Annotated in this window: 14 protein-coding genes; 2 read left to right on the top strand and 12 right to left on the bottom strand. The window is 39.5% G+C overall.

Annotated elements, in window-relative coordinates; genetic code table 11:
- Positions 1 to 38 precede the first annotated feature (38 nt).
- The gene (locus HUS24_RS12585; protein WP_173912314.1) at positions 39 to 695 is read left to right on the top strand and encodes a ComF family protein; all 657 of its coding nucleotides are present in this window, start codon (positions 39 to 41) and stop codon (positions 693 to 695) included.
- Between the two features lie 21 nt (positions 696 to 716).
- Here HUS24_RS12585 and HUS24_RS12580 read toward each other — a convergent pair whose 3' ends face one another.
- Both HUS24_RS12580 and HUS24_RS12575 read right to left on the bottom strand, forming a co-directional pair.
- The gene (locus HUS24_RS12580) at positions 717 to 1,109 is read right to left on the bottom strand and encodes an NUDIX domain-containing protein (protein ID WP_173912313.1); all 393 of its coding nucleotides are present in this window, start codon (positions 1,107 to 1,109) and stop codon (positions 717 to 719) included.
- Positions 1,110 to 1,210: 101 nt separating this feature from the next.
- Positions 1,211 to 1,828: a TIGR00730 family Rossman fold protein gene (locus tag HUS24_RS12575; protein WP_173912312.1), complete on the bottom strand. Its 618-nt coding sequence runs from the start codon at positions 1,826 to 1,828 to the stop codon at positions 1,211 to 1,213.
- Between the two features lie 158 nt (positions 1,829 to 1,986).
- Here HUS24_RS12575 and HUS24_RS12570 point away from each other — a divergent pair, with 158 nt between their 5' ends.
- Positions 1,987 to 3,000 carry a CorA family divalent cation transporter gene (locus HUS24_RS12570; RefSeq protein WP_173912311.1) on the top strand — a complete coding sequence of 338 codons (1,014 nt, stop codon included), beginning with the start codon at positions 1,987 to 1,989 and terminating at the stop codon, positions 2,998 to 3,000.
- Between the two features lie 191 nt (positions 3,001 to 3,191).
- Here the strand turns inward: HUS24_RS12570 and HUS24_RS12565 are convergent, their stop codons facing one another.
- The 10 genes from HUS24_RS12565 to dxs form a co-directional block, all read right to left on the bottom strand.
- Entirely contained in the window at positions 3,192 to 3,608 is a 417-nt protein-coding gene (locus HUS24_RS12565) for a hypothetical protein (protein WP_173912310.1), read from the bottom strand.
- Between the two features lie 81 nt (positions 3,609 to 3,689).
- Positions 3,690 to 3,977, bottom strand: coding sequence for a toluene tolerance protein (locus HUS24_RS12560; RefSeq protein ID WP_173912309.1), 288 nt, complete (start codon positions 3,975 to 3,977; stop codon positions 3,690 to 3,692).
- A 15-nt stretch (positions 3,978 to 3,992) separates the two neighbouring features.
- Positions 3,993 to 4,625 (bottom strand): phospholipid-binding protein MlaC, encoded by a 633-nt coding sequence (locus HUS24_RS12555; RefSeq protein WP_173912308.1) that lies wholly within the window; start codon positions 4,623 to 4,625, stop codon positions 3,993 to 3,995.
- A gap of 21 nt (positions 4,626 to 4,646) precedes the next feature.
- A complete protein-coding gene (locus HUS24_RS12550) occupies positions 4,647 to 5,324 on the bottom strand; it encodes an outer membrane lipid asymmetry maintenance protein MlaD (RefSeq protein WP_173912307.1) in 678 nt (225 codons plus the stop codon).
- A complete protein-coding gene (mlaE, locus tag HUS24_RS12545; RefSeq protein WP_065994069.1) occupies positions 5,324 to 6,103 on the bottom strand; it encodes a lipid asymmetry maintenance ABC transporter permease subunit MlaE in 780 nt (259 codons plus the stop codon). The genes HUS24_RS12550 and mlaE overlap by 1 nt, the downstream gene beginning before the upstream one ends.
- Positions 6,100 to 6,918: an ABC transporter ATP-binding protein gene (locus HUS24_RS12540; RefSeq protein WP_173912306.1), complete on the bottom strand. Its 819-nt coding sequence runs from the start codon at positions 6,916 to 6,918 to the stop codon at positions 6,100 to 6,102. The genes mlaE and HUS24_RS12540 overlap by 4 nt, the downstream gene beginning before the upstream one ends.
- Positions 6,919 to 7,329: 411 nt before the next feature.
- On the bottom strand, positions 7,330 to 9,174 hold the full coding sequence (locus HUS24_RS12535) for a DEAD/DEAH box helicase (RefSeq protein WP_173912305.1): 1,845 nt from the start codon (positions 9,172 to 9,174) through the stop codon (positions 7,330 to 7,332).
- 507 nt (positions 9,175 to 9,681) lie between these two features.
- Positions 9,682 to 10,224 carry a shikimate kinase gene (locus tag HUS24_RS12530; protein ID WP_173912304.1) on the bottom strand — a complete coding sequence of 181 codons (543 nt, stop codon included), beginning with the start codon at positions 10,222 to 10,224 and terminating at the stop codon, positions 9,682 to 9,684.
- Between the two features lie 110 nt (positions 10,225 to 10,334).
- A complete protein-coding gene (locus tag HUS24_RS12525) occupies positions 10,335 to 11,165 on the bottom strand; it encodes an inositol monophosphatase family protein (RefSeq protein WP_173912303.1) in 831 nt (276 codons plus the stop codon).
- Between the two features lie 129 nt (positions 11,166 to 11,294).
- On the bottom strand, positions 11,295 to 13,199 hold the full coding sequence (gene dxs / locus HUS24_RS12520) for a 1-deoxy-D-xylulose-5-phosphate synthase (protein WP_173912302.1): 1,905 nt from the start codon (positions 13,197 to 13,199) through the stop codon (positions 11,295 to 11,297).
- Between the last annotated feature and the right edge of the window lie 175 nt (positions 13,200 to 13,374).

Below are 13,374 nucleotides of genomic sequence, written 5' to 3'. Positions count from 1 at the left end.
TTATTAATATGGTTAAATCATAAAAATCAGAATAAAAAATGCTTTCATTTATCAACCAGCTACTCCACAAAGGCATACAAAGCATTTCCCCTTGCCTGCTCTGTGGTATCGACCGCCAACAACAACATTCTCTTTGTAGCGCCTGCTGGCAACAACTCCCGTGGTACAAACAACACATCCAACGCCACGAACATAACATTCTTTGCGCACATCACTATGACTTTCCCATTAACCACATCATTCAAACCTACAAATATGAACAACAACTGCAATATCAAAACTTACTCGCCCACAGCTTACTGAGTTTAAGACTCTCCAAAGTCCAAGCCATTGTACCCATGCCTATTTCTACAGAAAGACTCAAAGAACGGGGTTATAATCAAATGCTGATCATTGCCAAAATTATGGCAACAGAATTAAAAATACCTGTTTGGCAACCCGTGATTCGAGCAGCACAACATTCACAAAAGGGCTTAAGTCGACTTGAGCGATTAGAAAATATTGAAGATCAATTCCAAATTATTCAGGCAGAAAAAAGAAAATATAAGAAAGCACTGATCATTGATGATGTAGTAACCACAGGTAGTTCGATTCATGCGCTTCATCAAGCTTTACAACACCTTGGCTGTCAGCAAATTTATACTGCGTGTATTGCTGCTGGAGGAATTAAAAGCCAAATCTCTAGTGAAAATTAAAATTGAGTTTTCAATATAAAATTAAACAATATTTTGCTTACACCACGGAATCACAATCTCTTTGGTTAAGGGTGCAAGCAAAGTTTGTCCATCATCTAAATCAACCCACTTCATCTCTGCAATTTCAGCATCAATTTTAGGTGCTTGGTCAAGATTGATCAGATACACATAACTCACCAATTGATGCCCTGCTTCATTGGCAGCTTGTGTTTCAAAACGTCCAACAAACTGTTCAATTTTGGCATTTGCTCCTATTTCTTCTTTAATTTCACGCAACATGGTTTGTTGAGCTTCTTCATTTGGCTCAAGTTTACCGCCCACTTGCATAAAAAATTGAGTATTTTTCTTGCGCACGAGTAGCAATTGATTTTTTTCATTGAGAATGATTGCCGCAGTAACAGTAATAATATTCATGAGCATTGAAAATAAAAAACACAATATATTGTGATATTAACCTACTTAATATTCAATATATTGTGCTTAAATTAGAATCCCCTTGATTACTTATTTCTCAATTAATCAAAAGTCTTATCCTGATCTTCTAATTTTACCAATTCTTCTCGGTCTTTTACTCCCCACTTTGGTTCAGGCGCTTGATAGTGTTCAAATTGAGTTAAGATCTCTTCTAAAGATGCAGAATGGATCAGTACGTCAGTAAATCGTGCTCTCGAAAAGCCTTTATCTGTAGTCAATTGGATAAACTTTAATAAATCATCATAAAATCCTTCAACATTTAAAAATGCGCAAGGTTTTAAATGAATCCCCAATTGTGCCCATGTCCATTGTTCAAAAATCTCTTCAATCGTGCCAGCCCCACCAGGTAAAGCAATAAAACCATCCGAAAGTTCAGACATTTTGGTTTTACGTTCATGCATGTTTTTCACAATGTAGAGCTCTGTTAGGTGCGGATGTGCCAGTTCACGATCGACCAAGCCTTGCGGAATAACCCCAATCACTTGACCACCTGCTGCCAATGCACTATCTGCCACAATGCCCATTAAGCCAGAACGTCCACCGCCATAGACCAAAGTTTTACCTTGTTTGGCGATTGTTTCACCAGTCAGTTTGGCAATATCTGCAAAGATTTGATCAGAACCTAACGATGAACCACAGAAAATTGCAATAGAATTCATAAATTTAACCTAGTTTTAATTTTACCATGCTAGTGTTTTAGAGAATGGATTAAGATTTTTTTTACAAAAGAACAATGTAATCAGTGTTTTTCATGAAATCCTTGTCTAAAATACACGCATCAATTTAACGCTATACTGCGCAAGGGAGAAAAGACACTATGCTTGAAGCCTTTTATGCCACTGAGCGCGGTAGTTTGGAAGATGCCACCATTAACGGTGGATTTGATCTACACCCAGAACTGGTGTGGATTGATCTTATTGCACCTTCACAAGAAGAACAAGAATGGGTATTGGATGCTTACGAGCAAAATTTCCCAACACTCAAATCACTCGAAGACATTTCTTCATCTGCTCGATTCTATCGTGATGACGATGGTATTTTACATATCAGCACCTATTTTTTAACGAAAAATAAAAACTATCAAGTCGAAGGTGATCCTGAAGACTCAAGCAATATGCTTGCAACTGTACAAACGGTCGCTTTTATTTTGCATAAAGATCGTTTGTTTACGCTGCGTGGTGAAAAGCTAGTGGCTTTTCGTGCTTTTCGAGCGCGCGCTCGGCGTAATGATTATGATATTGATTATAAAGATCCAACTTGGATTTTATTAGGTTTACTGGAAGCCAAACTAGATGAGCTTGCGGATATCTTGGAAGATGTCCACAAGGACTTAGAGTTATACTCAACTGAAGTTCTAAATGTACGCCATCGTGAGCAAATTCTTGATCTCGATGACATGATTACCCGTCTTGCACAAAAAGAAGATATGATCGGAAAAGCACAACTCTGTCTGATTGACTTACGTCGTGTCCTCACCTTTCTTTCTCGTCCACGTGCTTTAGGCAGTCATATTTATGATGCTGATATCCGCGAATTAAGTGAAGATGTCCGATCATTGGTAGAGCATGATGCTTTCTTATTTCAAAAGGTTCGATTCTTGCTCGATACCACTTCTGGATTCATTAACACTGAACAGAATGATACGATTCGTCGATTCTCCATTTTACCCAGTATGCTTGCGCCACCGATGCTGATTGCCAGTATTTATGGAATGAACACAGAAGTGCTGCCTTTTGCACATGGCACAACCAGTTTTATTGTGGTGATTACAATCCTTATTGCATTCTTTGTTGGCCCACTGATTTACTTTAGATGGAAAAAATGGATTTGAGCAAGCTTTGAAGTACTGTTTCAAAGCGAAGCGCAAGAAACGCACCGAATCTATAATCGTGTTAGCGTATTTTTACATCTATTCTATAAAGCAAACTTCAAAATGCTACAGTTGTAAAAAAGCACCTTTTGATGCTTTTCTTTTATTTGAATGACTTAAATTATTCAAATAAATCCTAATCGTCTAAATATTTAAGTTTCTAAATAATCTTCAAAGCTGTCCACAACAATTAAATCTTCTAATAATTCTGGATTTTCATCAGTTATTATTTGAACACATTTCGAATTTGCAGTGACCAATAAAAGAGGAGCTGTTGGATAAGTCATAAACATCGGAAATTGTGAAATTAATTTATAAACCGACTGCTCCATGTCAGCACTACCACAAGGTCTAAAAATCGTGACACCTTTTACTGTATGATCCTCATTCAAAGTGATATCAAAATGACAATCACCATCCTCACCATAATCGAGTAGATAGTAATTTTCTGATTGTTCAAAAAAAATATGATCTTTTTCTAAATTTTTCCAATATGGAGCAAAAATAGAAAGCACATCCTGCTTCGTACATGAATCATCCATTGCAAAAATAAAATATTCAATGCTCATTTTTCTTTCTCATTATTTTAAATATTTTCTAATAAGTTATTTAAAAGAAAAGCACCTTTCGGTGCTTTTCAATGTTTACAATCAGATAATTTTTAAATCATCTTGTAAATGGCAGGCTTGGATGATCTTCAGCATTTTTTCAGGAACGGCTTTAAACTGCAAACCTTGCTGATTCGGTGTTTGACGCAGCCATTGCACCAATACAGACAAAACTAAGGTGCTGCCCTGCTGCAAATTCGACAAATTTACCGTCAAAGGAAATTTATTTTCAGTCTGAATCATCTTCAAACCATTTAAATAAACTTCTTCAGCATTGTCATAGGCAATTTTACCACTGACATACATTTCCTGATCTTTAAATTCAATCACCCGACACCTACCTACTTATTTTTTATTGACGGCTGCATCTGCATCTGGCTCAAATGTCGCAATGGCTTTGTCAATATCGCCACCATTACGTTTTACGTTTGCAGCAAATTGATTACGGAATTGTAAGCCTAGATCAATACCTGACACATTGATGTTACGGATTTTCCATTGTGAACCATGATCAGCCAACTGGAATGACACAGGGATTTTCTCGCCTTTGTTGTTAAAGTCGATGGTTACCACTGGATTTTTGCTGCCTGTATCTTTGAACGGACGCATTGTGTAAGTTTGGTTGGTGTATTTAGCAAAAGCTGAACCGTAGTTTTCAATCAACGTATTACGGAAATTTTGCTCAAACTTAGCACGCTGTGCTGCATTACTGTATTGGTTTGTGGCATATGTCCCCATCACAATACGTGTAAATGCTTGACCGTCTACATACGGATCAAGGTTTTGACGTACAATCGCTTTTACCGCAGCAGGATTGCTTTGTAATTTTGCATGATCCGCTTTTAAACGTGAAATTAAGCCATCTGCTACACGTTTAATAAACGTTGAAGGTGCTTCTGCAGGGGCAGCATTCGCAGCAGTTGCCACCATAGTCGCTAAAACTGTTGCTGTAAAAGTTTGTTTTAATAACATATTCATCTTTCAGTATTCCTCTGATGTTTATTCAACAAAAGATGTTTGTGCATCTGTTGCTTCATTCGACGCAGATGCATCTTGTGAACCTGATGCACCCTCTGATGATTTCCCTGCACCACCAGTAATAAATTTAGAAATAAGGTCTTCCAAATCCATTGTACCTTGCGTATTTGAAACGCTCTCACCACGTTTAACATAGTTCAAGCCACCCCCTGGTACCACTTTGAGATATTTCTCTCCCAAAAGACCATTGGTTGCAACCATTATGTAAGCATCTTCATCGATACTTGTGATGGATTTCATGTTATTCAATAGTTGCTGTTCCATTTCTTTTTGTTTCTTTGGATCAGCAGCTTGATAATCAGAACTATAACGTAGTTCTTCTACAGCATTTTGTTGTACAGTCTTTAATTGAGCTGGACTAAAACTGGTTAGAGAACCATCCAAGTCGAATTTAACCGTTGCCAAACGTGTCACTGGATCAAGTGAAATAGAATCGACCTGTCCAATTTTCACACCGCTCATGGTCACTTTCGCACGCGGCTTAAGCCCATTCACATTGTCAAACGTGGCAGTCATCGTATAACTATCTTTGAGATTAGTACCCACCAAACCACTGACTTTCATTGCCAAGAAAAATAGAGCAACACCGAAAATAATAACAAAAATACCTACGGCCAGCTCACTAGTACGTGATTTCATTAAACCCCTCCGAACATGACCGCAGTCAACACGAAATCAAAACCTAATACACATAATGATGAATACACAACAGTACGTGTCGTAGATGTTGCGATACCTTCAGATGTTGGTACACAGGCGTAGCCTTGATATACTGCAATCCAAGTACAAATTAATGCAAAAACAAAACTTTTGATAATAGTGCCATTGAGCACATCTTTTCCGAACTGGACGCTACTTTGCATCCCACTCCAAAAAGAACCTTCATCGACACCTAAAAAGTCAACACCTACCATTTTTCCGCCCATAATACCAATTGCAGCGAAAATTACGGAAAGCATCGGTAAACTGACAATACCCGCCCATAAGCGTGGAGAAACGATTCGTTTTAAAGGGTCAACCCCGATCATTTCCATACTGGAAAGCTGTTCAGTGGCTTTCATCAAACCAATTTCAGCAGTCAGAGCTGAGCCTGCACGTCCAGCAAAAAGTAAAGCGGCAACCACAGGTGCAAGCTCACGCAACAAGGTCAACGATACCATCGTTCCAAGCATTGCTTCAGAACCGATATTAACTAAAATCGAGTAGCCTTGTAAGCCGATCACCAAACCAATAAATAAACCAGATACAGCGGTGATCAAAAGTGAAAGCACACCCACACGATACATCTGATAAATAAAAAGTTTCACGCCCAATAACGAAGGCATAGAGAATAAAATGCGCAGCAACATTTGCGTTGCAACGCCTATTCCCTGAACACGCTCTAAAACGCGTCTACCTAATAAGGCAATAGCATTCATGAACGTACCTCATTGCTTAAATAAGCTTGATGACTAAATTGATAATCGACAGGTCCTTCAATTGAACCTGTTAAAAATTGTTGTACAAATGCTGAAGCATGTTGTTTTAATTGAGCAGGTGTACCTTCACCTTGTACTTTTCCTTCAGCGACCACATAAATATAGTCCGCAATGGATAATGTTTCATCCACATCATGCGACACAATAATTGTAGTTAAATCCAATGCTTCACGTAATGAACGAATTAAACGCGTCAAAACCCCTTTAACAATCGGGTCTTGTCCTGCAAACGGTTCATCATACATGATTAAATCTGGGTCTAAGGCAATCGCACGTGCTAATGCTACACGACGATTCATCCCACCAGAAAGCTCTGATGGCATCAGCTTTTCAGCACCACGTAAACCCACTGATTCTAATTTTAATGCGACTAATTCTGCAATCAAGTTTTCAGGAAGTTTGGTATGTGCGCGAAGAGGAAAGGCGACATTTTCATACACACTCATGTCTGTAAATAACGCACCACTTTGGAATAACATTCCCATACGTGCACGCGCTGTAAACAACTCATTACGAGACATGGTTGCAATATTTTTACCATCAAGCAGCACTTCACCTTGATCAGGTGTCAGCTGACCACCGATCAAACGCAGTAAAGTGGTTTTACCTGTTCCAGATGGCCCCATAATTGCGGTAATTTGCCCACGACGAATTTTTAAATTCACATTGTCATAAATGACACGTTCCCCTCTGTTAAAGCTTAAATTTTTTATTTCGATTAAAGCTTGTGCATCGAGAAGTGATTGATTATTCATAGCTGAACATTTTCCTGCATTCAACAGCTCGCATACTATACTCTGAATTCAAGAATTTTGTTGTAATTAAAGATAAAGAACTGATTCAAATTTTTACAAAATAAAAACTTAGCGATATTTTTATGAGAATAATTCAATAGATTATTGTTTATTTTTCATCTATTCCAATTGTAAAATTTGGCTCAAATTAAGCTACTGTAAATAAAATACGCAATATTTGAAATGAGTAATATCGAAAAGATATATAGCATAATTTCTCCATAATTTTGTTTAATCACAAATACACACCCCTATGTAAAGGTATACATATTAACATTAATGTGATGAAAATCACAAATATTAAAATTAATGTCAGAAAATCACCCACAAAAAAACCAGCATAAATGCTGGTTTTTTAAATCAATTACGATCTTAGTCGTTAAATTTACGACGACGATCACCACCTTCACGACGTGGACGATCTTCACCGAATGAACGCTTAGGACGGTCATCACCAAAAGAACGTTGTGGACGATCAGCACCAAAATCACGACGTGGGCGATCTTCACCGAATGAACGTTTAGGGCGATCACCAAAACCACCTTCACGGCGTGGTTTGTAATCTACACGATTGCCACGGTTATCATCATTCGAGTCAAAACGTGGTTTATCATTGAAGCCACCTTCACGACGTGGGCGGTCATTGCTGAACTCACGACGTGGACGATCTTCGAAACCACCTTCACGGCGTGGACGATCGTTGTTGAACTCGCGACGTGGACGATCTTCGAAGCCACCTTCACGGCGTGGACGGTCATTATTAAACTCGCGACGTGGACGATCTTCGAAACCACCTTCACGACGTGGACGGTCATTATTAAACTCACGACGTGGACGATCTTCACCAAATGCTGGACGTTCACCACGTGGTTTGTCATCAAAACTACGACGTGGGCGATCTTCAAAACCGCCTTCACGACGTTTGAAATTGCTTTCGCCTTCGAAACGACGACCGCCATCACGACCACGACCACCGCCGAAGCCACGACCACCATCACGACGACCACCGCCATTGCGACCGCGACCATCACGGCTACCACGTGCAGGTGGTGGAGATGGCTCTAAACCTTCGATTTCAGACACATCTAAACGTGTTTCTAGATAATCTTCTAAAGCACGAATTTTACCGCGTTCACGATAAGTCGCTAATGTAATCGCTTTACCTGTACGACCTGCACGACCTGTACGACCGATACGATGTACATAGTCTTCGTTTTTCATTGGAAGACCAAAGTTAATCACGTGTGAAATCGTAGGTACGTCTAAACCACGTGCTGCAACGTCAGTTGCAACTAAGATTTTTGCGCGACCTTCACGGATGCTGCGTAAACGACGGTTACGAACGGTTTGCGGCATTGCACCATGTAGCGCAACAACAGAAAGACCTGCTTCTGTTAATTCTTCAGCAAGCATATCTGTGTCTTCTTGAGTAGACGCAAATACAACTGCTTGATCCAAATCTTCTTCATTTAACCAATGGGTAAGCAATTTTTTCTTATGCTCAAAGCCATCTGTCCAATGTAAAGTTTGGGTAATATCAGTATTAGTAGAATGACCTGTTTCAATTGCAATACGCTCTGGATCATTCATCATGCGTTCAGCAAGGTTAATGATACGTGGTGCAAAGGTTGCAGAGAACATTAAAGTTTGTTTACGGTTTGCAGCCAAATCGCTAATTGCTTCAAGGTCTTCAGAGAAACCTAAATCAAGCATACGGTCAGCTTCGTCTACAATCAAAGAATCAACTTTATCAAGTTTGATCTGACGACGATTAACAAGGTCAAGTAAACGACCTGGTGTTGCAACAACGACTTGCGCGCCTTTTAATTGTTGGATTTGTTTACCAAATGGCATACCACCCATGATTGCAGCGATACGAACACCTTTCATGTGACGTACAAATGCAATTGCGTCTTGACACACTTGTTGTGCAAGCTCACGTGTTGGAGAAATCACCAAAATACTTGGTTGTGTTACTGCTTTCATGCGTTCTTTAAAAGGAACAAATGTGTCTTGTCCTGCTAAAACGTTTAATGTCGGCAATAAAAAAGCTGCTGTTTTACCAGAACCAGTTTGGCTAGACACTAAAAGGTCTTTACCTTCCAAAGCCGCTGGAATTGATTGTTCTTGAACAGGAGTAGGTGTAGTAAAACCAAGAGATTCGAGTGCTTTATGTAATGACTCGTCTAAAGGAAAATCAGCAAAAGTTTTGCTCATAGAGACTTTCACCCTAATGTGGGTGCTCCATTTAAATATATGGTCTGATGGACATCGGCAAAAAGCGGCACAGCAAATAACGCTGAAAATATAGAATCAGCGGCGATCCGAGAACGACGATGCGTATAACGCACACATGATTACAGCCGCAACCTGAAGGAATCGCTTAGGCGATTGGGTGGGGCGCGAAATATTGTCCTCTCTTTGGACCGGACGCGCATACACAATATAGAAGAGAATGTTCAGGTAATGAACGAATTTAGTGCGTGCGCAGAGTATAGCAGAATTTAAAATAATGTCACGCAGTTTTATTGTTTTTTCCTGTGAGCGATATATGCATACTCAACAAATCTCTTTTCCTTATCTAAATCTAAAATTTATGATTATTATCAATTTCATTTACATAGCACCATTAATACGATAAATCCTATATTTCTCGTATTGTTTTAACAAGTGAAAATGTTTCTCTTATCTTTCTTAACCAGTCAATTACTTGTTTCATCAGCCCTACCTTGAATTGATAATCCATTGGCGAATTTCATCAATAAAATTTTCTACTGGTCTATTTGTTAAAACCTTATAACAGCTCAAATTATTATAAATATCAAATCTTGTACGTACCTTTATTTCTTCTTTTTCAGCAGTTGTATTTAAATACGTTCTTTTTAGCTGTCGCTCTACAATAATTTTAATACATTCCTCTAAATCCAGTGACGGCATGAGTAAAAAAGTGACTGGATCATTTTCGATATCTTGTTTCAACTGTAAATATTCAGGAACTACATTTTCAGCATACGTCATAAAACCTGATGAACAAACTAAGATTGCGCGCTCACCTTTATCAAGACTTTGTTTTAACTGAACATACAATTCGACATTTCGCTTGGCATAAGCTTCATAACCACGTTCATTGATAAATTGTGAAATATCTCCTACATTCTCAATGAAGTATTCATCCAAATCAAAACATGGAATATTCAATTTCTTCGCAAGTAATTTCCCTGTTGTGGTTTTACCTGCACCACCGAGCCCAATTAAATGTATTCTCAAGTTTTAATCATCCTTATTGGAATAATAGTCTATGATTTTATGTATGACATAAAAAAGCCCTCATTCACATGAAGGCTTTTCAAAACTCAATCTACACAAATAATTAAAAATTATTTCGCAGCTTCACCCCAAGCAGGAACAACTTGTTGCATCAATGGTTTTAACATTTTCATCGAACATGCGATCACTTGACCGTTTTCCATAGAATCAGAACCACCACGTGCATCAACCACTGTACCGCCCGCTTCTTTCACGATGAGCTCGCCTGCAGCGATATCCCAAGGTTTTAAACCAAGTTCAAAATAACCATCCAAGCGACCCGCAGCCACATAAGCCAAGTCTAATGCAGCAGAACCTGCACGACGATATTGTGCGCCAGCTTCAGTGACATTTAAAAGTGATTCAAAATGGTTTTTCGCATAAGAAACGATTTCGCCATTACGTTTGGCACGGTAAGCATGCCCCACACCCATAAAGGTATTTTCAAGGCTGTCTTTTACATTTACACGAATACGGCGTTGGTTCAACATCGCACCACGACCACGACTTGCAGAAAAAAGTTCATCTTTCACTGGGTCATAAATAACACCGTGCTGTGTGATGCCTTTATGTTGAACAGCGATAGAAACACAGAAATGTGGAAAGCCGTTAATGAAGTTTAAAGTACCGTCTAAAGGATCGATCACCCAACACCAATCAGCATCGTGACCTTTCCCTTCTTGTAGTCCAAATTCTTCACCTAGGAAGCTATGATTTTTATAACTTTTACGAAGCGTATCAATGGTTAACTGTTCGATGTAGCGATCTACACGCGTTACAGGTCCATCAATCCCTTTCTCTTCGACTTGTAGATCGAGTTTATGACGATTTTGATGCGCTTTTAAAAGCTCTTGACCAACTAATTGAGCCGCACGCGCAGCCATCACCACCATAGGTTCCATTGAACACCCACTACAAATTTGAAGATACTGATAAAGAATAATGCATAAAAGCCCGACCATTTTAACAAATAATCAGGCTGAAAGGGAAATTTTGTTTCTAAACTTTTAAATATGTCATTTAACTTGCTGTTAAATATGCTGAATCGTCTTTAACCATGCTTGCTCAATTGAGTTTTGAATGCCTTGCGCATCTAAACCACAAGCCTGCAACATTTCAGCATGTGACGCTTGTGCAAGAAACTCATCAGGCAAACCTAGATTCAGCATTGGTTTAACAATCTGTGCCTGTGCTAAAAACTCATTTACCGCACTACCCGCACCTGCCATAACCGCATGTTCTTCTACAGTGACAAATAAACTGGTTTTTTCAGCCAAATCTTGAATGATTTGTTCATCCAATGGTTTCACAAAACGCATGTTAATGACACGAACTGCAATATCTAATTGTTCAGCTAATTTTCTTGCAGCCTCAATAGCAACACTGACACGACTACCAAAAGCCAAGATACTGATTCCATCTTCATGTTCAAGATTGAACTCAGCCGCAAGCTCGGCTTTACCAATATCCAGCGCAGTTAATTGTTGTTGAATCTCTACACCCAAGCCATTGCCACGCGGATAACGTACTGCGGTTGGACCTTGGTGCAAATACGCAGTGTGTAGCATTTGGCGACATTCATTTTCATCTTTTGGCGCCATGATGATTATATTCGGTACAGTACGCATAAATGCGTAATCGTATGCACCTGCATGGGTTGGGCCATCTTCACCCACCAGTCCTGCACGGTCAATCCCAAAAGTCACATCTAAATTTTGCAAAGCAACATCATGAATCAGTTGGTCATAGCCGCGTTGTAAAAACGTTGAATAGATCGCAACCACAGGTTTTAAACCTTCACATGCCATGCCAGCAGCCAAAGTCACCGCATGCTGTTCAGCAATCGCAACATCGAAATAACGCTCAGGAAATTGTTTGGCAAATTTCACCATACCTGAACCTTCACACATAGCAGGCGTAATGGCTAAAAGCCGTTCATCTTGTGCTGCCTCATCACATAACCATTGTCCAAATACATCTGAATATTTTGGTGCTGTATTTTGACTTGGTGTGGCATTAATTTTGCCAATCGCATGGTATTTGATTTGATCTGCTTCAGCAGGTGCAAAGCCTTTGCCTTTCACTGTATAAATGTGAATTAAACGTGGTCCTTTACGTTTTTTAAGGGCATTGAATACTTGTACAAGTTGATCAACATCATGCCCATCAAAAGGCCCAAAATAATCAAAACCAATCGCTTTAAATAAGTTATCTGCGGCATCTGTTGCAGATTGGTGCAAACGAGAGGTATATGTCCACTCAGGACATTCTTGGATAAAAGCTTGACCTTGTGCGTCAATATTTACAAACTGACCTTTTTCCCAAATAGCAGCTAAATGCTTGGCAAATCCACCCGTGCTGCACGAAATCGACATATCATTGTCATTTAAAATGACCATCAAGTCAGCATTGTGAGCAACCGCATCATTCATTGCTTCAAATGCCATACCCGCAGTCATTGCACCATCACCGACAATGGCAACAACTTCACGTGGCGTATTTTGATAACGACTTGCCAAAGCCATCCCCAGCCCTGCTGAGATCGCAGTAGAAGAATGTCCTACGCCAAAAGCATCAAACTCAGATTCTTCACGGGCAGGAAATGCCGCTAAACCATCTTTGGCACGAATGGTAGTAATTTGTTCTCGACGACCAGTTAAGACTTTGTGTGGATACGCTTGATGACCCACATCCCAAACCAAACGGTCGTATGGCGTATTAAAACAATAATGTAAAGCTACACTCAGTTCGATCACGCCAAGATTTGCACCGAAATGCCCACCGCTTTGACCAGCAGCATAGATAATATATTGACGTAACTCATCCGCGACTTGTGCCAATTGGTCTTGCGCAAGTTGACGCAATTGCTGAGGATGGTCAATCCCATTTAACAATGGCGTAACAGGACGTTGACTTGGTATTTCGGTATACAACATATGTGGCAAAGCCTTCTTAAGCCTGGCAAATCCTAAGCTAGGTAAACGGGTTAGCGTAATTGTGAGAACGAATAATATCACATTCGAACGGCCACATTTATAGTAGTGCCAATTTGAATCATTTCAATTCAGCATATATTTGTGCTGCGATTATCCTGAATAATCTTAGTACTTA

The sequence above is a fragment of the Acinetobacter sp. Marseille-Q1618 genome (assembly GCF_902809855.1).
GTDB lineage: Bacteria > Pseudomonadota > Gammaproteobacteria > Pseudomonadales > Moraxellaceae > Acinetobacter.
The sequence above is the reverse complement of the archived record's forward strand: the minus strand, read 5'-3'. Positions and strand labels throughout refer to the sequence as shown.